This window comes from Streptomyces sp. NPDC048436, assembly GCF_043200355.1.
In the GTDB taxonomy this organism is placed as follows: Bacteria; Actinomycetota; Actinomycetes; order Streptomycetales; family Streptomycetaceae; genus Streptomyces.
In genome coordinates this window covers 20158-40584 of the sequence record NZ_JBICXP010000009.1, presented here as the reverse complement: position 1 = coordinate 40584, position 20427 = coordinate 20158, and the positions used below count along the sequence as shown (strand labels likewise).

17 protein-coding genes and 1 pseudogene are annotated in these 20427 nt (G+C 69.8%); 5 read left to right on the top strand and 13 right to left on the bottom strand.

What is annotated here, in order from left to right; all coding sequences use genetic code 11:
- Positions 1 to 44: 44 nt before the first annotated feature.
- From ACGFX9_RS27855 to ACGFX9_RS27835, 5 genes and pseudogenes are all read right to left on the bottom strand, one after another.
- Entirely contained in the window at positions 45 to 2609 is a 2565-nt protein-coding gene (locus ACGFX9_RS27855; protein ID WP_393477741.1) for an NACHT domain-containing protein, read from the bottom strand.
- Positions 2610 to 2843: 234 nt separating this feature from the next.
- Positions 2844 to 3275: a PPOX class F420-dependent oxidoreductase gene (locus tag ACGFX9_RS27850; protein WP_393477736.1), complete on the bottom strand. Its 432-nt coding sequence runs from the start codon at positions 3273 to 3275 to the stop codon at positions 2844 to 2846.
- A gap of 46 nt (positions 3276 to 3321) precedes the next feature.
- Positions 3322 to 3857 (bottom strand): annotated as a pseudogene (locus ACGFX9_RS27845) (PDDEXK nuclease domain-containing protein).
- A 100-nt stretch (positions 3858 to 3957) separates the two neighbouring features.
- Positions 3958 to 4158, bottom strand: a complete 201-nt coding sequence (locus ACGFX9_RS27840) for a DUF397 domain-containing protein (protein ID WP_393477731.1) — start codon at positions 4156 to 4158, stop codon at positions 3958 to 3960.
- Positions 4155 to 5057 carry a helix-turn-helix transcriptional regulator gene (locus tag ACGFX9_RS27835; protein ID WP_393477726.1) on the bottom strand — a complete coding sequence of 301 codons (903 nt, stop codon included), beginning with the start codon at positions 5055 to 5057 and terminating at the stop codon, positions 4155 to 4157. Before ACGFX9_RS27835 ends, ACGFX9_RS27840 begins: the two co-directional genes overlap by 4 nt.
- A gap of 295 nt (positions 5058 to 5352) precedes the next feature.
- On the opposite strand from ACGFX9_RS27835, the gene ACGFX9_RS27830 reads away from it, so the two are divergent.
- Positions 5353 to 5769 (top strand): ATP-binding protein, encoded by a 417-nt coding sequence (locus tag ACGFX9_RS27830; protein WP_393477723.1) that lies wholly within the window; start codon positions 5353 to 5355, stop codon positions 5767 to 5769.
- Here ACGFX9_RS27830 and ACGFX9_RS27825 read toward each other — a convergent pair.
- Positions 5759 to 9019 carry an NACHT domain-containing protein gene (locus ACGFX9_RS27825; protein ID WP_393477720.1) on the bottom strand — a complete coding sequence of 1087 codons (3261 nt, stop codon included), beginning with the start codon at positions 9017 to 9019 and terminating at the stop codon, positions 5759 to 5761. The genes ACGFX9_RS27830 and ACGFX9_RS27825 overlap by 11 nt on opposite strands.
- A 487-nt stretch (positions 9020 to 9506) precedes the next feature.
- On the opposite strand from ACGFX9_RS27825, the gene ACGFX9_RS27820 reads away from it, so the two are divergent.
- Entirely contained in the window at positions 9507 to 10166 is a 660-nt protein-coding gene (locus ACGFX9_RS27820; RefSeq protein WP_393477718.1) for a M23 family metallopeptidase, read from the top strand.
- A 21-nt stretch (positions 10167 to 10187) separates the two neighbouring features.
- On the opposite strand, the gene ACGFX9_RS27815 is transcribed toward ACGFX9_RS27820, so the two are convergent.
- Positions 10188 to 10790, bottom strand: coding sequence for a TetR/AcrR family transcriptional regulator (locus ACGFX9_RS27815; RefSeq protein ID WP_393477715.1), 603 nt, complete (start codon positions 10788 to 10790; stop codon positions 10188 to 10190).
- 178 nt (positions 10791 to 10968) lie between these two features.
- Here ACGFX9_RS27815 and ACGFX9_RS27810 point away from each other — a divergent pair, with 178 nt between their 5' ends.
- Positions 10969 to 12585, top strand: a complete 1617-nt coding sequence (locus tag ACGFX9_RS27810; RefSeq protein ID WP_393477712.1) for an MDR family MFS transporter — start codon at positions 10969 to 10971, stop codon at positions 12583 to 12585.
- A 123-nt stretch (positions 12586 to 12708) separates the two neighbouring features.
- Here the strand turns inward: ACGFX9_RS27810 and cseC are convergent, their stop codons facing one another.
- The 5 genes from cseC to ACGFX9_RS27785 all read right to left on the bottom strand — a co-directional run bounded on the left by cseC (position 12709) and on the right by ACGFX9_RS27785 (position 17192).
- On the bottom strand, positions 12709 to 14088 hold the full coding sequence (gene cseC / locus ACGFX9_RS27805; protein ID WP_393477709.1) for a two-component system sensor histidine kinase CseC: 1380 nt from the start codon (positions 14086 to 14088) through the stop codon (positions 12709 to 12711).
- Between the two features lie 55 nt (positions 14089 to 14143).
- Positions 14144 to 14857: a two-component system response regulator CseB gene (gene cseB, locus ACGFX9_RS27800; protein WP_393477707.1), complete on the bottom strand. Its 714-nt coding sequence runs from the start codon at positions 14855 to 14857 to the stop codon at positions 14144 to 14146.
- Positions 14858 to 14866: 9 nt separating this feature from the next.
- A complete protein-coding gene (locus ACGFX9_RS27795; RefSeq protein WP_393477704.1) occupies positions 14867 to 15541 on the bottom strand; it encodes a hypothetical protein in 675 nt (224 codons plus the stop codon).
- On the bottom strand, positions 15529 to 16077 hold the full coding sequence (locus ACGFX9_RS27790) for a SigE family RNA polymerase sigma factor (protein WP_393477698.1): 549 nt from the start codon (positions 16075 to 16077) through the stop codon (positions 15529 to 15531). Before ACGFX9_RS27790 ends, ACGFX9_RS27795 begins: the two co-directional genes overlap by 13 nt.
- A 191-nt stretch (positions 16078 to 16268) precedes the next feature.
- Complete coding sequence (locus tag ACGFX9_RS27785) at positions 16269 to 17192, bottom strand: A/G-specific adenine glycosylase (RefSeq protein ID WP_393477693.1); 924 nt, start codon at positions 17190 to 17192, stop codon at positions 16269 to 16271.
- Positions 17193 to 17481: 289 nt separating this feature from the next.
- Here ACGFX9_RS27785 and ACGFX9_RS27780 point away from each other — a divergent pair, with 289 nt between their 5' ends.
- Together ACGFX9_RS27780 and ACGFX9_RS27775 are read left to right on the top strand one after the other, a co-directional pair.
- Positions 17482 to 19044, top strand: a complete 1563-nt coding sequence (locus ACGFX9_RS27780; RefSeq protein WP_393477688.1) for a sensor histidine kinase — start codon at positions 17482 to 17484, stop codon at positions 19042 to 19044.
- Positions 19041 to 19694 (top strand): response regulator, encoded by a 654-nt coding sequence (locus ACGFX9_RS27775; RefSeq protein ID WP_393477683.1) that lies wholly within the window; start codon positions 19041 to 19043, stop codon positions 19692 to 19694. Before ACGFX9_RS27780 ends, ACGFX9_RS27775 begins: the two co-directional genes overlap by 4 nt.
- A 45-nt stretch (positions 19695 to 19739) precedes the next feature.
- On the opposite strand, the gene ACGFX9_RS27770 is transcribed toward ACGFX9_RS27775, so the two are convergent.
- Positions 19740 to 20390: a phosphatase PAP2 family protein gene (locus ACGFX9_RS27770; protein WP_393477677.1), complete on the bottom strand. Its 651-nt coding sequence runs from the start codon at positions 20388 to 20390 to the stop codon at positions 19740 to 19742.
- Between the last annotated feature and the right edge of the window lie 37 nt (positions 20391 to 20427).

Genomic DNA, 20427 nt, shown 5'->3' with positions numbered 1-20427 from the left:
ACCGTTTCTTTACGGTCCGGGGCAGCCCCTTTTTCGCATCCCGTCTACGCCGTGATGGTGATCCCCTCCGGTACGTTCCTCAGGCGGGGCAGGCGTGGATTGACGCGGAGCACGCTGAGGTTCGGGAAGCGGGAGAGCCAGGTCATGTCCGGGTCGGCCGGCTCGGCGGTGAACCACAGGTGGGTCAGCTGCTCGTGCGCCAGGCCGTCAAGGAGCTCCTCGGTGCGCATGACGCCGACCACCTGGATCCATGGCCGCCCGCCGAGGCTCCGCAGCGCCGCGAGCTCCGCGGTGTCGGAGACGGGGAAGTACAGGCCGAGCGGGTCGAGATGGGCGATGACCTCGTCGGCGTACCGCTCTGTGTCGAAGTACCGCCAGGGCCGGGCCAGTTCGGCCCGCAGGGAGAGCGCCGTGCGGTGGCGCATGCGGGCGAGGTAGTCGATGGCGGCGTCGTCCTGGACGCGGGTCGCCGTGATCGCGAGGAGCAGTGCCTGCTGGTCGCTCGGCACTTCCTCGGGGTCCGGCAGCTGCTCCAGGACGATGGGGCCGACCCAGCCGAGGCTGCGGGCGGCGAGTTCGGTCGTGGGACGCAGAAGGTTCTTGGTGCGGTCGTGCACGAGCTGGCGCACCGCCGGGTCCAGCTCGGTGACGTGCTCAAGGCAGGCCGCGGCCATCAGGCGCCGGTGGTTCACGTGCGGGCGGCGGAGGTTCGGGGCGGCGGCAAGGAGCCGCTCAAGGAAGCCGGCGCACTCCTCGGGCCTGGCGTGGGCGGCGGCCATGCGGATGACCTCTTCCCACTCGGCGCGGTGCGCGTGCTCGACGAGGGTGTGGAACTCGCCGCGGGCCACGATCTCCTTGGCTGCCAGATAGTCCTGGAAGGTGCGGTGGATGAAGTCCACCGAGAGGCCGGCCTGTTCGCGGAGCAGCCCGGTGCGGTGCAGCAAATGCCGGAAGATCTTCTCGCCGTCGCCCTCCGCGCGCGCGGAGGGAATGGCGGGCAGGGCGCCGTCCAGGATGTCGACCACGCGCCGGCGCGGCAGCTCGGACACTCCTTCCTCCACCATGGCGTGGGCGAGCTTGCGCAGGAGCAGCTCCCGGGGTCCTTGCTGGAGGTGTACGTCGTCGGCGTAAAGCACCTCACGCTCGGGGTCGCGGCGCTGGAGCAGCATTTCCAGGGCGGCGTCGTACAGCTCCTTGCGGCCTTTGGGGAGGGAGCCGGAGCGGTCGCGGTTGAGTGCGCATATCAGGCCGCACATCAGGGGGTTGGTGGCGAGCTGGCGCAGCTCGCGGTAGATGCGGACGGAGTGCAGCAGGCGCTGTTCGTACTCCCGCAGCTCGTCGCGGTCCCGCTGCTCCTTGCACTGCTCGTCGCTCATAGCCGCCGCGTGCCAGTCCCGGATGAAACGCGTGACCTGATCACGCGACATGGACGCAAGGGACAGCTCCTTGAACCCCTCCTCGGCGAGGCGCTCCTGGGCGAGCCATCCGTCCTCGACGGCGGAGGGGCGGGAGGTCACCAGGCAGCCGTTGCCGGAGAAGACGCGCAGCAGGCGGCGGAGCTGGTCGCGCAGCTCGCCGCGGGTGGCTTCCGGGGCCTCGTCGATCCCGTCGACCAGGAGCATGGCGCGCCCGGCGAGAAGGGTGCGGACGACCCAGCCCTCCGGCGCCCGGTCGGCCAGGGGGTGGCTCATGGCGTTCAGGAAGTCGTCCGGCGCGGGAAAGCCTTCGCGGGCGAAGCGGCGTACGGGCAGCACGAAGGGCACGCGGGCACCCGCGCGCGCCGCGGCCACCGCGAGCCACTGGACGAGGGTCGTCTTCCCCGAGCCCGCCACACCGCGCAGCAGCACCCGCTCGTGCCCCTCAAGCGCCCGGTCCGCGAGCAGCACGGTCCGCGGCTCACCGGGCACACCGCTGCCGCTGCTCTCCTCTGCCTCCAGGCTGAGGTAGGTGTCCTCAAGGGGCCAGCGGTCGGGCGCGTTGGCGAAGTCGACGCCGACGATGGTCAGCCAGCCGTGCTGGCGTACGACTTCTTCGGCGTACGCGGCTTCGAAGTCCCGGTCCTCCTGGGACCGTTCGGGCTGGCGGGCCGCGGCCTCGGCGTCATTGAGGTCGATGAGCTGGCGGATGCGGCTGGCGCGCTCAGCCATGTGGAGCTGGATGTACGGCGAACGACGCACAAAGTAATACAGAAGGTGCAGGCATACGGCGACGAGCAGCTCATCGTGGAACCCGGCAGCACCGGGCGAGAGGGCACGGTCGGCCCCCTGCACGGCACCGCGCAGCCGCCGGGCGTAATCCTGCGGCCCAAGCCGCACGGCATCGACATCGCTGAGATCGAGCTCACCCACGGCGAGGAGAGTCCGGCTCAACACGTCGACGACGGCGTTGAGTTCGGCGGCCGGGGCGCTGTGCGTCTCCGCGGCGATGTGGGCGAAGTCGGCGGCGACGCGGTGGACGTCGTCCGGGGTGGCCGGGGCGTCGGGGCCGCGCCAGGTGGTGAGGGCGGCGATCAGTTCCGGGGCGGTGGGCGGCTGCGGGGGAGGCGTGCGGATGAGCCGTTGTACGAGGGGCGCGGCGGAGGGCGAGGGGATGCGGACAACGGGCTCCATGGCCATAGGGGGTCCCTGCGGGTGGGATAGCGCGTGTCGTGCCGTGGAGGGCCAAGCGTAGGTGAACGCGGTGCGCCTGACGCCGGGTTGAGCCCTATCTGCCCCGAAGCGTTGCCGCTCCCCCGGGAGGGCCTGCGGGGGCGGGTTGCAAGAAAATTCCACCAGGCTCGGCTCCTCCATGGCGTGGCGTGGAATTTTTCTGCACCCCGCTACCGCCCCCTCGGAAGCGACGTGTCAGCCGAGCCGCGCCCCGTACACCTTCTCCACCGCCATAACGATCAACACCCGGCGGTCGTCCACCATGACCTTCCGGTACTCATCCCAGTCGGGGTGCTCACCGGCCGCCGCCCGGTAGTAATCCACCAGGGCCTGGACCTCGGGTCCTTGCGGGTCGGTACCGGGCCCGATGAGGGTGACGGTGCCTTCGACGGTGGCCCAGGCGCGGCCGTCGGTGCTGGTCACCTCCAGGGAGGCGCGGGGGTCGCGCCGCAGGTTCGCGACCTTGGCGGTCTTCCCGGTGGTCGATACGCGGATGACGCCGGCGTCCCTGTCGTACGAGGGCATGACGGGGGAGAGCTGGGGCCGGCCGTCGGCCTTGATGGTGGCGAGTACGCCGAGGCTGCTCTCCGCGAGCAGCGTGTGCGGGTCGAAGCGTGTGTCTGTCATGTGAGGCCCAACTCGCCTGCGGGCGCGAGCTATTCCGTGGCCCGCATCAGGATTCGACACTGTCGATGGCTTCCTGGACCACGCGTGACAGGTCCTCCTCCGTGGGCACCAGCTCACGGTCGGCAGGGTTGAGCGTCGAGTAGGACGTGACGGCCATCGGGTTCCTGCTGGCGTCGAGGGCAAGCTGTACGGACGTCTTGTTGTGGCGGGCTCCGATGAGGAAGCTGATGGTCGCGTCGTCGCGTTGCGGGTCGCGTACCAGCTGATCGACCACGCTGACGTAGAAGTGAGCTTGCCGACGTGCTCGGGGCGCACGTCCTTCGTCTTCAGCTCGAAGACGAAGTAGCGGTGCAGCTTCAGGTGGTAGAAGAGCAGGTCGATACGGAACTCGTCACCGCCGATGACCACGGGGTACTGACGGCCTACGAAGGCGAATCCGCCCCAGGGCAATTGTCCAACAGGCTGTTGGACAATTGGTTCTGGCCAGGTGCGGGCCATCTTGTGCATGTACATCAGGTTGCTTCGGGAGAAGCCGCGCTGGTTCGGGAACGTGGTCTTCAGGTCGACGGCGAGGCGGGCCACGACCTTGGTGCATGGGCCGAGACTTGCGTAAGTGACGTGTGTGGGTGCGGAGTTGGTGCTGGTTCACCTGAATGGGTGGCGGGGCGGGCCTCCCCCGGTATCAGCGCCGCAGGTCAGCGGAGCCCCGGGTGAGGGTGCGTATCAGGGCTGCGAGGGCGGCGGGGGTTGTGGTGAGGGTTGTCTCCGGGGTGTCGCTCTCCTGGAGGTGGATGACCCCAGTGGTCGGGGCTGCGGCGAGGTAGACGCAGTTTGCGCCCGCGCCTTCGCTGAAGGTCGATTTCTGCCAGCTGAGTTCGGTCATCGGGCTCCTCCGGTATGGGTGTACAGGATGTGCTGGACGAGCCCCCAGGAGTCGGGCTCCTCGCGAAGGGCTGAGGTTTCCTCGCGGACGAGCGCGGGCAGTGCGCTTTGGGCCAGGGCGGTGATCGTCCCTTGGTACTGGCGCACAGCGTCGGCGTCATGCAGGGTCAGGCCTGCGGAGGGGTGCTCGACAAAGACAGTCTCCAGCTCGGGTACCCCGGGGGCGATGAGCAGGAACGGTGCGCTTCGCCAAGCCTGCGTCCCCTGGTCGAAGGGCAGAACTTGGATGCTCACCTGCGGATTGGCGGCGACGTCGACCAGGTGGGCCAGCTGCCCGCGCATGATGTGTGGGTCGCCGACGACCATACGCAGGGCAGCTTCGTGGATGACGGCACGCAACTGCGGCGCGCGTTCTCCGGAGAGGATCCGCTGGCGCGCGAGGCGGAACGCCACGAGGGTGTCGATCTCGGCGCGCGTGGCGTCGGGTCGGGCGCTGCGGAACAGTGTGCGCATGTATGGCTCTGTCTGGAGCAACCCGGGGATGAGCAGCGTCTCGTAGCTTGCGATGTCCGTCGCGCGGTCCTCCAGTTCCGCCAGGTCGAGAACCTGCTGGGGGAGCGCCTTACGGTACTCGGACCACCACCCCTTGCCATTGCTCTCGGCCATGCGGACAAGCTCATCGACGTACGGGCCACTAGTGCACCCGTAATTGCCGACGAGGGCGCGGAGTCGTTCCGTGGAGATACCGGTCCGGGCAGCCTCGATATGGGTCAGGTGCGGGCGCCCCAGGTTGATCAGTGCTGCTGCCTCGATGAGATTGAGCCCCGCGTTTTCGCGCAGTTTCCGTAGCTCGATGCCGAGCCTTCGCTGGCGCTCGGTGATGTGCTGCCGCAGTGCCAAGGGTGGACCTCCAGGGAGTTCGGCCTCAGTTTGCCGCGTCAGCGGCAGAGGATCCACCGATCGAGGCAACTGGGTTGCACTAGTGGCACATTGCTGGCTACGTTGAGTGTCGCGACGCTCACACGCTGATGGTGGAAGCCTCGCTGTCGAAAGCAATCGCACCCCCATGCCTGACCGCAGAAGCGCACTGCCCGACCCAAGTTCCCGTGCCGGACGGCGACTTGCTCGCGAGGGGTGGTAGGCCACTGCGGCCAGGCGATCAGCGAACCCCCGACGCACGCCTTGGAGGCGTCTTATGGGCGTACCCGTGCATGACCCCGCGGCCGACCACGAGGCCGAACTCCCGCACACCTACACTCTGTTCGCCCCAGCCAGCGCCACCTCTCCCAAGATCTGCCGTGACTTCGTACGCAGTGCACTGGAAACCCTGGGCCTCGACCACCTCGCCGACGCCGCCGCGCTCTGTACCTCGGAGCTGGTGACCAATGTCCACCGGTACACCAAGGGGGACGTACATCTGAGAGCGGCCGTCGCCGCGACCCACGTACGCGTTGCCGTGTACGACGGGAACCCTCAACTTCCCTCGCCCCGGCGGGCTTCCGCCGAGGATGAAGGCGGGCGGGGGCTGTTTCTCGTGACCGCGTTGTCGGATGTGTGTGGGGTGACGCCTACCGGGGGTGGGAAGGGGGTGTGGTTTCAGTTCAATCGGTGACGGCGGGGTCAGCTGGGGCGTGGACCTCGATGTGTGAGGGGAGGGCGTCGAGGTCGGAGAACTGGGAGGGGGTGATCGTCAGGTGCCTCAGGGCGGACAGGTGCACCAAGGGCGCGACGGTGGCCTCCTGGCCAGCAGGTACGTACACGGAGAGGTGCGTGATGTGTGGGCAGAGCCTCGTGACGTGGGATGCCGCCGACGCCCAGTCGGTGCCCTCGTGCAGCAGGGACAGCTCCGTCAGGCCGGGCAGCGTGAGCCCGGTCGGTGCGTGGGCGAGATTGCTGGATGTCATGTCAAGCCGGACGAGGCGGGGGAGGCGTGTGAGGGCCGCCCAGAGTGAGGGTGCGACGGGGCCGTCCGTGTCACCGAAGATGACCCACTCCAGCTGCGGCCACCTGTCCATGCTTCGTACGTCGTCAGCGGCGGGGGCGGAGTCGAGCAGTCCCAGGGTGCGAAGCGGGGCCTCGACCGGGATCAGGCTGAGGCTCCAGGGCTCGTTGATGTGGACGAGGCGCAGCTGGTCCAGTTCACGCAGTGCGTGGAGGGCCTCCGGAGTGAGGCGCGCAGGCGGCACCCTCAGTGAGAGGAACGTGGGGACACAGGCCGTGAGCAGGCGGGAGGCGGCTGCGGGAGAGACCGTCTCTCGGATGTCCAGGAGCTTTGGGCGGATGCCCAACCGTTCGAGTTCCATGATCTGGTCCGTGCTGCGGATGGTGAAGTACGTTTCGCCGTCGTTGAGTTGCGTGATGACCTGTTCCGCGTACCTGCGGCAGTCGTAGCGGCTCCACCCCCACATCAGCTGGCTGTGCACGGCGAGCGCGGGGTGGCGTGCGAAGCGTGCGAGGAAGGGGATCGCGGCGTCCGACGGAATGCTCGTCGCGGTGACCGCGACGTGGCCCGCCTCCTGCTCGCTCAGTCCCTCCGGGCCTGGCAGCAGGTCCAGGACCATGGGCCCGACCGCCGCGAGCTCGCGGGCGGCCTCCGGACTGCGTGGCGGAATCACCTCGGCCAGGCGTCGCCGCACCTGCTCCCGTACGGCGGGCGGCAGCTCGGCCGCGTGTTCCAGGCAGGCCGCCGCGAGTAGATGCACGCGGACCCGCGCCTGTTCGTCGGCGTGGGCGTCCCCGAAGGCCAGCAACTCGCCGAAGAGTTCAACCCGTTCGCGCGGGCGGGCGTGCGCCACGGCCATGCGGATGACGTCTTCCCACTGGTCGTCCGCCCCATGGCGCGCCAGTACGCCGAAGTCACCCTCGTCGACCGCCGCCCGTGCCCCCAGGAAGTCCTGGAACGTGCGGTGGATGAAATCGACGGTGCCAGGGCCGGGTTCACGGAGGAGGCCACTGCGGTGGAGGAAGTGCTCGAAGACCGCCTTCGCATCCCCGAGCGCCGCCACTTCCGGCACCGAAGGAAGCGCGTCCGCGATGATCGCCTCGGCCCGCGAACGGTCCATGGTCGTACGGCCGTTGCGGATCAGCCAGTAGGCAAGGCGTTGGAGGAGTTGCAGCTGCGGCTCTTCCCGTAGCTCCGGTACGTCCATGTGCCGTTCGCGGTCACGGCGGATCAGAAGCATGGACAGGGCCGCCGTGTAGAGGTCCTTGCGCCCGAGGGGGAGGAAGCCCCTTCGATCGCGGTGTAGCGCGCAGATCAGGCCGCACATCAGGGGGTTGGTGGCCAGGCGGCCGAGGTCGGGCTTCGCGTGCACCGCGTCGAGGAGCTGGTCCTCGTACGAGACGAGTGCGGCGTCCTCGTCCGCCGCACCCGTTCGTGCCGCAACGTGCCAGCGGCTGATGAACGCCGTCGCGTCCGCGCGACTCATCGGGGAGAGCGTGAGTTCGGTGAAGTCCTCTTCGGCGAGCCAGTCCTCGCGTACGGCCGAGGGGCGGGAGGTGACCAGCCATCGGTTGCCGGGGTATGCGTCGATCAGGTCGCTCAGCCAGGCACGGGTGCGGGAGCGCTCGGCCTCGGGGATCTCATCGATGCCGTCCACCAGGACCAGGGCACGCCCCGCCGTCAGGACGCGGGACTCCCAGCCCCTGGGTTGCGTACCGGCGAGCGGGGAGTCGACGGCGGAGAGGAAGTCTTTGGGGGCAGGGAGGCGCTCGCCGTGCCGGGTGAGGGTGCGCAGGGGGAGGACGTAGGGGATGCGGTCGTAGAGGTACGTCATGTGGTCGTCGTCCGGGGCGGTGCGCGCGGCGCTCACCGCCAGCCACTGGATGAGGGTGGTCTTGCCGGAGCCGGCCTCGCCGCGCAGGAGGACGCGGTCGTGGGTGTCCAGGGCTTGATCGGCAGGGATGGGGCTGGGCGCGGCAGCCGCTCGGATGTGAGCGGATTCCGCGGCTCTGTGGGTCGCCTGCCTCGCGGGGCTGGGAGTGGGAACTGCCGTGAGGGGCTCGGGCCCTGCGGCTCTGGAGGCTGCCTCGGCCTCCGTCTCCTCGTCGAGCACGGTGGCGTGGCGGGGTCGGCCGCGGTCCTCGCCCAATGCCGCATGGACGGCGGGCGACAAGGCAGCCGCCTGAATGGAGTCCCTCCAGTGCGCCCCGGAAGCCGTCGCCTCCAGCGACATATACGCCGCATCCAACGGCCACCGCCCCGGCGAGTTCGCCAGGTCGATCCCGAAGATCGTCAGCTTCCCGTGCTTCTTCGCCACGTACGCGAGATACCGCTGCTCGAACGCCACGTCCTCCGCCCCGGGAAGGGGATGGCGGGCGATCAGTTCGTCGATCTTGGCGATCAGGTCGGCCTGCCTGCGGCTCTGTTCCACCAGGGTCCGGGCGATGAAGGCGGAGCGCTGCGTGAAGAAGTTCAGGATGTGCAGGCAGGCCGTGTCGAGCAGGTGGTCGTAGAAGTGGGCCGCGTCCCTCGATAAGTCCCGGTCCGGGCTGCCGCTTGCCCGGCGCAGGCGCAGGGCCAGGGCGTTGTGGCCGAGCTCGACGGCCTCGACGTCGGTGAGGGTGAGGTCGCCAAGCGCGTGCAGCGTGCGGGCCAGGGCGTGGGCGACGGCCTCCTCCTCGTCGGCGGGGACGGCGCGCTCGCCGGAGGCCCGTACCGCCTGGCGGACGAGTTCCGCCGCCAGCTTCGCGAGGTCCTTGTCAGTCAGGTTCCGTTTTTCGCCGCGGAACGACACGAGGCCGGAAAGCCGCACGGGGTGCTCCACCAGGCCTGCGCCCGGGCCTTCCCGTACGAAGAGTTTCTTGATCAGCGGGGTGACCACACTCGACGCAAGGCGGGCGCCTATGACCGCGGGATCCATGGGGCGCAGCGTAGTGCCCGTCACATTGTGGCCACCGAGGATCTTGCCGCTCGGTGACATGACGCACAGGCGTTATGTCCGGTACTAGGGGGAATAGTGGAGGCGCCCGCAGGGGAGTGCGGGACCTTTGGTCCGCAACCTTCGGGACCTTGTGCTCGTCGGGGGGTCGGACGGCCGGGGTGGGCCCGTGCTGGGGCGAGGGGGCTTCTCGAAGTGGGGTTAAACCATCCTCTGGTGCTTAAATCCGGCAAGTAGTTGAAGGGGGGATTGTCGGGATTTGTCGGTGTCAAGAGGGCGAAAGAGGGGTGGTTTGCTACGGCTTTCGGTAGTAGATGGGGGGTTTGAGCGGTGGGGTGGGTGCGGGTTACCAAGGTGAGGCCCCGGCGGAACGCAGCGAAGCGTGTGTGCCGGGTCCCTTTGTGTCCCACGTGCCACGCAGCGACATGCGGTGCCACGTACACGCTCCCCATCCCGGAGGTCATCCGCCATGTCGAAGCGCGCCACGTTCCACCAGACCGGCCTGTCCCTGCTCCGCACGCGCACCGCCGTCCTCACCGCCGCCGCCATCGGTGTCGGTGCCTCGGCAGTGCTCGGATCCGGGGTCGCCGCCGCCGACAGCACCAAGAGCGGCGCGCTGCCCGGCGTCTCCGCCGGCTCCATATCGGCGCAGGCCACCGCGCAGGCCAAGGCCGCGAGCAAGGCTCAGCAGGCCGCCGCCAAGAAGGCCGTCTCCTGGCAGGACCCGGTCGACAAGTACACGCTCTCCGCGTCCTTCGGGCTCGGCGGCAACATGTGGTCCAGCAAGCACTCCGGCCAGGACTTCGCGGTGTCGATCGGCACCTCCGTCGAGGCCGTGCACAACGGCACCGTCGTCAAGGCCGGCGGCAACGGCGCCGGTGACGGTCCCGCGTACGGCAATGCCATCGTGATCAAGCACGACAACGGCACCTTCTCGCAGTACGCGCACCTGTCCAAGATCGACGTGCGCGTCGGCCAGACGGTCGGCACGGGCCAGCACATCGCCGCCTCCGGCAACACCGGAAACTCCAGCGGCCCGCACCTGCACTTCGAGATCCGCACGACCCCGAACTACGGCTCGGCCGTCGACCCCGTCGCGTTCCTGCGCTCCAACGGTGTCAACGTCTGACCCGACGCGTCAGGCGACGTATCAGGCGTCTTCGTGCGCCCGTGTCACCAGATCGATGGCGACCTCCAGGATGGCCTTGCGCTTCTCCTCGGGGTCGCCTTCGGCGTCCCTGAGCACGAACATCCCGCCGTGCATCGTGAACAGCGCGCTGAAGCAGCGCACCTGCGCGGTCATCGGCGTACCCGGCTCCCTGAGGATGTCCAGGAGCCCGAGCATGCGGTCCTTGAAGGTCTCGCCCGTCTTCAGGTCGCGCATCGCCGCCTGGTTCTCCTGCATGAAGCGGAAGAGCAGGGACGCGTCCTTGAGGATCTCGCTGTAGCGGGTCAGGATCGTCCGCTTGGTCTCCAGCGTGCGCGGCTGCTCCTTGCCCCACTCCATCAGCTCGTCGATGGGCCTGGTCAGGTCCTCGAAGATGCTGGTCAGGATGTCTTCCTTGGTCTTGAAGTGGTAGTACAGCGCCGCCTTCGTGACCTCAAGGCGCTCCGCGATCTCGCGTAGCGACGTCTTCTCGTAGCCCTGCTCGGCGAAGAGTTCGAGGGCCACGTCCTGGATGCGCTGACGGGTGTCCCCGCGACGCTGCTTGCCCGCGTGCGAGCCCGTTCCCGTGCTTGTGCCCGTGACCATGGTGGTGCTCCTCGGCTCCCTCGGCTCGAATCCTTGGACTTAGCTTGGACTCGAATTTACTTACTTGACGCCCGGCTAGTTGGGGGTCTAGTTTCCCTCAGTGTAGTCAGCTTGCCGGGCGGCAAGTAAGTAGCGGTCCGTAGCAGTAAGTGGCCGGGGAAACTGGGGAGTGGGGAACATGGCGGAGCTCGCGGAGAACAAGGAAAAGCCGGGGGGCCAGGCGAAGGAAGCGCCACAGCCGCGCAGCGTGCGCGTCGTGATGATGGCGCTGATGGTGACAATTCTGCTCGCCATGCTCGACAACATGATCGTGAGCCCCGCGATGCCGACGATCGTCGGTGACCTCGGCGGCATGGAGCACCTCTCGTGGGTCGTCACCGCGTACATGCTGGCGACCGCGGCCTCGACTCCCATCTGGGGCAAGCTCGGCGACATGTACGGGCGCAAGGGCGTCTTCCTCACGTCCATAGTCATCTTCCTGGCCGGTTCGGTGCTCAGCGGCATGGCGCAGGACATGGGCCAGCTGATCGGCTTCCGTGCCGTCCAGGGGCTCGGCGCGGGCGGTCTGATGGTCGGCGTCATGGCGATCATCGGTGAGCTCGTCACGCCGCGGGAACGCGGCAAGTACATGGGCATGATGACCGGCGTCATGGCGATCGCCATGATCGGCGGACCGCTCGTCGGCGGCACCATCACCGACCACCTCGGCTGGCGCTGGGCCTTCTACATCAACCTGCCGCTCGGCGCCGTCGCGCTCGCCATGGTGACCGCCGTGCTGCACCTGCCGAAGAAGAAGGCGAAGGGGCGCATCGACTACCTCGGCGCGGCCCTGCTGACCGTGGGCATCAGCTCGCTCGTGCTCGTCACCACCTGGGGCGGCACGGAGTACGCCTGGACCTCGACCGTGATCATGGAGCTCATCGCGATCGGCGTCGTCTCGCTCATCAGCTTCGTCATCGTGCAGAAGAAGGCCGCCGAGCCGATCCTGCCGCTGCACATCTTCCGCAGCCTCAACTTCACCCTGATGTCGGTGATCGGCTTCCTCACCGGGTTCGTGATGTTCGGCGCGATGCTGTTCCTGCCGCTCTACCAGCAGGCGGTGCAGGGCGCCTCGGCCACCAACTCCGGGCTGCTGCTCCTGCCGATGCTGCTCTCGATGATGGTCGTCTCGTTCTTCTCGGGCCGGTTCACCACGTCCACCGGCAAGTACAAGATCTTCCCGATCGCCGGCACCGTACTGATGGTCCTCGGGCTCTTCCTGCTGTCCCAGATGGACACCGACACCACGCGGTTCACCTCGGGCCTCTACATGGCGGTGCTCGGCGCGGGCATGGGCTGCCTGATGCAGATCACCATGCTGGTGGCGCAGAACAGCGTCGAGATGAAGGACATGGGCGTCGCGTCGTCCTCGGCCACGCTCTTCCGTACGCTCGGTTCGTCGTTCGGCGTCGCGATCATGGGGGCGCTCTTCAACAGCCGGGTCGAGGACACGATGTCCTCGCGCGCCGGTGAGCTCGGCGGCAAGGTCACCGAGCAGTCGGCGCAGCTGGACGCGGACAGTCTGTCGAAGCTGGCGGCGCCGGTGCGGGATGCGTATCAGCATGCTGTCTCTGCCGGTACGCACTCGGCGTTTCTGCTGGGGGCGGTTATCGGGGTCGCCGCGCTTGTCGCTGCGCTGTTCGTCAAGGAGGTTCCCCTGCGGGGGGCTGGGCCCAAGGACTCCGAGCCCAAGGGCTCCGACTCCGGGGCCGAGGATGCGGCTGGGGCGCGGGCTGCGGTTGCAGAGTCCGTCTGACCGGCGGACCGGCGGTCCGCCTGGCTGTGAACGGGTCCCGGTGTCTTTGACGGCGCCGGGGCCCGCTGTCGCTTGTAACTTGCAGGTGCGTTGTGGCTTGTCGCGCAGTTCCCCGCGCCCCTTTCAGGGGCGCTTCTGCGTGTCCGGCAGTCGCAGGATCGGGAAGCTGCCCGTGTTCGTAGGGGCGTGTTCCGGGAGCCAGAGGACTGCCACCGCGCCCTCCGCCGGGTCGTCAGGGCCCGCGCCCGCGGGAGTCACGTTGCGGAACGTCAGCCTCGCGCCGAGCACCCGCGCCTGGCCCGCGGCGATCGTCAGGCCCAGGCCGTGGCCGACGCCCGCGCGGTCCGTGCTGCCGGTGCGGAAGCGGCTCGGGCCCTCCTCCAGGAGCCCCGCGGGGAAGCCGGGGCCATGATCGCGGACCCGCACCACGCGGCCCTCGACGCTCACCTCGACCGGCGGCTTCCCGTGCTTGGCGGCGTTGGCGAGGAGATTGCCCAGGATGCGCTCAAGACGGCGCGGGTCGGTCGTCACCTCCGACTCGTGCACCACCGTCACGCTCACCTCCGAGTTCAGCACCGCGATCCGCCGCGTCACGAACTCGCCGAGCATCAGGTCCTGCAGCTCGGCCCGCTCGGCTGCGCTGTCGAGGCGGGCCACTTCGAGTACGTCCTCGACGAGCGTGCGCATCGCCTGCGCCCGGTCCCTGACCAGCTCCGTCGGGCGGCCGGGCGGGAGCAGCTCGGCCGCCGTGAGCAGCCCTGTCACCGGCGTACGCAGCTCGTGCGCGATGTCCGCCGTCACCCGCCGCTCGGCTTCGAGGCGCTGCTTCAGCGCGTCCGCCATCGCGTCCACCGAGCGCGCAAGATCGTCGGTCTCATCGCGTACGACTCCGCCGATGGCCTCTCGTACGCTGACATCCGTCCGCCCCTGCGCCACTTCCTGCGCCGCGGTGGCGGCCTTGCGCAGACGCCGCGAAAGCTGGCCGCCGATGAGCACGCCGAGCGCGCATCCGCCGAAGACGACCGAGATCGAGCCGATGACCAGGGCCTGGTCGAGGTCCTTCATGACGGTGGCGCTGCGGTCGGTGAAGCGGGTGTGCAGCGACAGGATGTGGCCGTCGCTCAGCGGCACCGCCGCCCAGATGTCCGGTACGCCGTCGTCGTGGTCCTCCACGTAGGTGGCGCGCCGGCCCGCGAGCACCTTCTCCAGGAGCTCCTTGGGGATCTCCGGGTCGTCGACCTTCATGCCGAACTGCGTGGTCCGCCCGGACGACTCGTAGATCCGCTGGGCGAACAGGACCCGCTCGTCCTGTACGTCGCGTGCGTTGTCGAGCATCGAGACGCGCGCCGCGTTGTGCACGACCAGGCTCAGTGCCACCGCGACGAGCGCCCCGACCAGCGCGATCGCCGCACTGATCTTCCAGCGCACGCCGGTGCGCAGGCGTGCGCCGAACGCCGTGCGGAGGCGGGCACGCAGCGCGGCCACCACCGTCCCCCTGCTCATATAGGTCCCCCGAAACGCGCCGCGCCACAGTTTTCAGACATGCCGTCGGCCCGGCTCATGCCCTGAGCTTGTAGCCGAAGCCCCGGACCGTCTCGATCCGGTCCTGACCCACCTTCGTACGCAGCCGCTGCACATGGACGTCGACGACGCGGGTGTCACCGCCCCAGCCGTAGTCCCACACGCGCTCCAGGAGCTTGTCGCGGGAGAGGACCGTGCCGGGCGCGGAGGAGAATTCGAGCAGCAGGCGCATCTCGGTCGGCGTCAGCGCCACCGGAGCGCCGTCCTTGCGGACCTCCATGCCCTCCGTGTCGATCTCCAGATCGCCGAAGTGCAGCACGCCCCCGTCCGGCGAGCCGCTCTCGCCGCCGGCGGGCGCCGCCGAGTCCGGGCCGCTCGCGTGGCCGAAGCGGCGCAGCACGGCGCGGATCCTGGCCACCAGGACCGCCCCGTCGAACGGCTTCGTCACGTAGTCGTCGGCCCCGGCCTCCAGGCCGAGCACGACATCGATGGAGTCGGCACGCGCCGAGAGCATGATCACCGGGACCGTGGACTCGTCGCGGATGCGGCGGCACAGCGAGACGCCGTCCAGGCCCGGCACCATCACGTCGAGCAGGGCGATGTCAGGGCGGTCGGCGCGGAACGCCTCAAGGCCGAGGAGGCCGTCGGGCATCGCGGTGACCACGAAGCCGTCCCGTTCGAGGGCGAGCTGCGTCGCCTCGCGGATGACGTCGTCGTCCTCGACGAACAGGACATGGGTGTGCTCTGCCATCGGGTGCTCTCAGTTCTCCGTGGGGGCGGGAGCCTCGCCGCCCACCGCGCTGCTGTAGTGCCTGCGGGTGCGGTCCGTCTCCGTGAAGTGGTTCGAGGACCAGCGGTACGTGATCACTTCCTCGCCGGAGGGATACGACACCGGATCACCCTTCTCGTACACCTGCTTGGTGACCACCAGGTCGCCCCGGTCGATCTCCGCGTAGACGGGTGGCTCCTCGTCCTGGAAGACATTCTCGTACTTCTTGCCCTCGGCGCGATACACATAACTGCTCGTGCCGACCGCATCGCCGCAGGTCATGATGTTCACGACGACATCGGAAGCGGATCCTCCGGTCAGGTTGCCGTACGCCACGTCCACCGGATACTCATCCGCGACACAGGGCTTCAGGTCCCGCTTGACCGTCTCGCTCACCTTCGGGTCGTCCTTGATCAGCTTCACCGCGTCGACGCTCGACGGCGGCGTGGGAGCCGATGTCGTCGACGCAGAAGGTGAAGGGGACGCCGAGGGGGACACCACCGTCTCGCCCCGGTTGGCCGGGCCCTCGTCGCGGGCGCCGGAACCACCGGTCGAGCAGGCCGAGAGCAAAAGGGCGAGGGCGGCGAGCGCGGCCGTTGCCGTGCCCCCCGCCTTGACCGTCCTGCCGACGACCGTCCTGCCGACCCGGGTGCTTAGGCCGCGCAACGCTCCCGCTCCTCACGTTCGAGCACGCCGGTGGCGGGCTCCTCGCGGTCCCGGCTCTCCAGCTCCTGGCGGAGCCGGGCGAGCGCCCGGTGCAGCGTGCTCTTGACCGTTCCCGCTGACATACCGAGGGCGGCGGCCGTCTCCTCTGTGGACATCTGCTCCCAGTGTCGCAGCACGACGACGCTGCGCTGCTTGGGTGCGAGGACCTTCATGATGTCCATCAGGAGGGCCCGGTCCGCGTGCTGTTCGGTGGAGTCTTCCACGCTCGCGTCCGGCAGCTGCTCGGTGGGGACCTCTTCGAGCTTGCGGGCCCGCCACCACTCCGTACGCGTGTTGATCATGACGCGGCGCAGATAGGCGTCCGCGAGCCGCTTGTCGGCTATGCCGTCCCAGCGGCCGTACGTCCGCACGAGCGCGGTCTGCAGCAGGTCCTGCGCGTCGACGGGGTCGGGGACCAAGCGCCGGGCGCTGCGCAGCAGGGCGTCCTGCCGAGTGCGGACGTACTCTTCGAATTCGAGCACCTCGCCGTGCGCCATACCCAACCGCCTCCGATCCGACCAACGACCGCTCTGTGCGGCACTGGAACGAAGCTACGGACGGCTTGTCACGAGGCTGTGCGGAGCAGCCACCGGAGGGCGCACGGCCTTCCGTCGGTTGTGTAACAGAAGTAGGCGGGGCGTAAAGCTGAGGCGTTACGCGGCATTTGGTGCCGTACCTCAGACGTGCTTCAGGTGAGGGGCAGGCGGTAGAGGCCGTCGGGGAGCGGTTCGACGAGGCCGTCGGAGACGAGCCCGTCCAGGGCGCGGGCCCGCTGCACGGGCTCGTCCCACACCCGGTCGAGCGTGGCCTGCGGCACGGGAGCCACGGCCTCGCGCAGCACCGCGAGCAGCTTGCCGCGGACCTGGCGGTCCGTTCCCGCGTACGTCTGGCCGCGGCGCGCGGGGCCCTGGTGCGCCGGCTTGCCCGCTGTCCGCCACGCGCACTGCTCCGCGATGGGGCAGCGGGCGCAGTTCTCGTTCTTGGCGGTGCAGACGAGTGCGCCGAGCTCCATGGAGGCGGCGGCCCAGCGTGACGCGGTGCGCTCGTCCTCGGGCAGGAGGGCGCGGGCGAGCTTGCGTTCGGCGGCCGTGGTGGCGTTCGGCGGGTACTGGGCACCGGTGACGGCGCGGGCGAAGACCCGGCGCACGTTCGTGTCCAGGACCGCGTGCCGCTGGCCGTACGCGAAGGAGGCGACGGCCGCCGCGGTGTACTCGCCGATGCCGGGCAGCGCGAGCAGCTGTGCGTGCCTGGCCGGTACGTCACCGCCGTGCCGTTCCGTTATGGCCACCGCGGCGCCGTGCAGCCGCAGGGCGCGCCGCGGATAACCGAGGCGCCCCCAGGCGCGGACGGCTTCACCCGGGGCTTCCTTGGCGAGGTCGGCGGGGCGCGGCCAGCGGGCGATCCACTGCTCGTACACGGGCAGGACGCGGCTGACCGGCGTCTGCTGCAGCATGAACTCGCTGACCATCACACCCCAGGGCCCGGCGTCGTCCCGCCGCCACGGCAGGTCACGCGCGTTCGCGTCGAACCAGGCGATGACGGGACTGTGCAGGGCCTCGCCGGCGGGCTCGGGGAGGTCTGACATTGGCATGGGCTTCGTTGGCGCAGTCATGGCATGACGATCCTGCCACGGGGGTGGCGGGGGTTGGGACAGGCTGGGGGGTAGGGGGGCGTGTTGGTCGTTCAAGGCTCGGTCATCACTGGGCGGTTGCGGGGCAATCGGGCGGGTGGGCGGGAAAGGCTTGTTCGGTACGAGGACGCTGCGGGGCAATCGGGCGGGTGGGCGGGAAGGCCCTTCCGGCACGGGGATACCGCGGGCCAACCAGCCACACCCCCCGGAGGGGCAACCCCTGACGATCGGCAGAGGCGCCCCCGCCCCCCTGCCCCGTAGCGTCAACGAAGTGAAGAGCGAACGCAGGGCAGACACCCTCCTGTGGGCAGCCCTGTCCCTGCCCGCCCTGACAGTGACCCACCTGGGCCTGAACGAACCCGCCCCGCCCTGGCAACAAGCAGCCGGCATTACCACCCTCGCCCTGGCAGCAGCCTCCTGGCGTAGACACCCCCCGGCAGCCTTCGCCGCCGCGGCAGCCCTGGGCCTCGCCACGGCCCCCTCCCTCTTCACCCTCTCGTACGGCGCGGCCCTGGCCGTGTTCGCCCTGCTCATGGGCCGCAGAGCCCCCCGCGTCAAGCCCGCCCTGCTTGTCTTCGGCGTCACCGCCCTGGCAGGCACCGCCAAGATCGTCGTACGCGGCGTCGACCCCGTCGTCGAGTGGCTCGTCCTCATGGGCACGCTGCTCTTCGGTGCGGTCTTCCCGTGGCTCGCGGGCCGCTACCTCCGCCAGGGCAGGGAACTCGCCGCCGCGGGCTGGACCCGCGCCGCCCAGCTGGAGCGCGAGCAGCGCATCGTCGCCGACCGGGCCCGGCTGCGGGAACGGGCCCGCATCGCCCAGGACATGCATGACTCCCTCGGCCATGAGCTGAGCCTCATCGCGGTCCGGGCCGGCGCGCTCCAGGTGGCCGCCGATCTGCCACCACGGCACCGCGGCGCCGTCGCAGAGCTGCGCGTCGCCGCGTCGGATGCCACGGACCGGCTGCACGAGATCATCGGGCTGCTGCGGGACGAAGGCGACGAGGCGGCCCCGCTCGCCCCGGCGGGCGAGAGCGTCAGGGCCCTGGTGGAGCGCGCCGTAGCGTCGGGCCTCGCGGTGCGGTACGTCGCCTCGACAGTCACCCCCGCCCCCACCGCCGACCGCATCGTCCAGGAAGCCCTGACCAACGCCGCCAAGCACGCCCCCGGTGCCCCCGTCACGGTCGAGTCGCCGGCAGATACGGGCGGGAGAACCGTCGTCGTCACCAGCGGCCCCGCGGCGGAGCCGAGCACGGGTGGCGCCCCCGGCGGCGGCTCGGGCCTCCTCGGGCTGCGGGCCAGGATCGAGGACCTCGGCGGCACCCTCGAAGCGGGCCCGCACGGCGACGGCTTCCGGATCACGGCACGGCTCCCCGCGGTGGCCCCCACGGACAGCCCGAGCCCAACGCCCCGCCCGCCCGCACCCCCCGCCTCCGGCCTCGCCTACGCGAGACGGCGGACCGCCCTGGCCTTCGGAGCGGCCGTGGCCACCGGGGTCCTGCTCGTGGGCGGCGCCTTCGCCTGGTACGCGTACTCACGCTCGAACGCCGTCCTCGAACCGGCCGACTTCGCCCGCCTTGCGATCGGGCAGGCGCAGACCGACGCCGAGCGGCTGCTGCCCGACAGAGCCGCGAGTGACCCGCCCGAGGAGCGCGCCCCGACCCCGCCCCCCGAAGGCGCCGACTGCCGCTACTACCGCGCCAGCGGTGAACTCTTCGTCACCGTCGAGCACTTCAGGGTCTGTTTCAGGGACGGGACCGTCGTGGAGAAGAGTGTGATCCCCAAGGCCGGGGTCGGTGACGAGGTGCGGGAGCACGAGAAGGAGTGGGTGCGGTGATCCGCGTACTGCTGGCCGACGACGAGGCGATGATCCGCGCGGGCGTCCGCGCCATCCTCGGCGCCGGCGAGGACATCGAGGTCGTCGCGGAGGCCGGTGACGGCAGGGAGGCCGTCGCACTGGCCCAGGCCCACCGGCCCGACGTCGCGCTGCTCGACATCCGCATGCCGGGGCTCGACGGTCTGGCCGCGGGCGAGGAGATCGCCCGGACGGTGCCCGACGTCGCCGTCGCGATGCTGACGACGTTCTCCGAGGACGCGTACGTCGCGCGCGCACTGAGCGGCGGAGCCACCGGCTTTCTGCTGAAGTCCGGCGACCCGTACGAACTCATCGCGGGCGTACGCGCGGTGGCGGGCGGCGCCGCGTTCCTCTCGCCCAAGGTGGCCCGCCACGTCATCGACGGCTACGGCGCCCAGAGCGTGCGCCGCGGCGCCGACGCCCGCGCGAGGACCGCGGCCCTCACCCCGCGCGAGCGGGAAGTGCTCGGGCTCGTCGGTGAGGGCCTCTCCAATCCGGAGATCGCCGCCCGGCTCCATCTGGTCGAGGGCACGGTCAAGGCGTATGTGAGCGCGGTCCTCGACCGGCTCGGGGTCAAGAACCGCGTCCAGGCGGCGATCGTCGCCTATGAGGCGGGACTGGTGAGGTTCTGAGCCCGGTTCTGAGCCCGGACAAGTCCGGGCTTCAGCGGCGGTGCTTCAGCGGCGGTGCGTGGGCCGCCTGTGCGACGTCGCGTACGGCGTCGGGCCGCCCGGACCCGCGAACCACCTGACGACACCCGTCGACGACCCACGCATCGCCTCGACGACCCGCGCCACGGGGCGAGTTGTTCCTCGTACGACGATGAAGGCGAGCACCGCTCCGAGGACCAGGCCCACCAGCACGTCATGCGGATAGTGCACGCCCACGAAGACCCGCGAGAACGCCATGAGCACGGCCATCGGCAGCGTGAGCGCGGCGATCCGCGGCCAGGCGAGCGCGAGGCCGACGGCCGCGGCGCCCGCGATCGTCGAGTGGTTGCTGGGGAAGGACCAGTCGCCGTGCGGCGGGCACTCGACGAGTGAGGTGAGCGCCCCGGAGACGGCCCGGCACGGGCGCTCCTCGTCGATGGCGGACTTGATCAACTCGCTGCACACGTACGCCACCGCCGTGACGAGGGGCGCCAGAACCGCTATCGCGACGGCACGGGGGTCACCGCGCCGCGCACGCCACCAGGCGACGATGAAGAGCACGCCGAAAAGCAGCAGGCCCAGTTCCGTCCACACCTCGGCGAGATGCTGGAACCAGGTAGGGGTGTCGTGGGCGAAGTCGGTGACATCGCGATAGAGATCGTCGTCCATGGTGTCCATGATTACGGACGGTACGGAGTAGCCCCGAATCGTCACA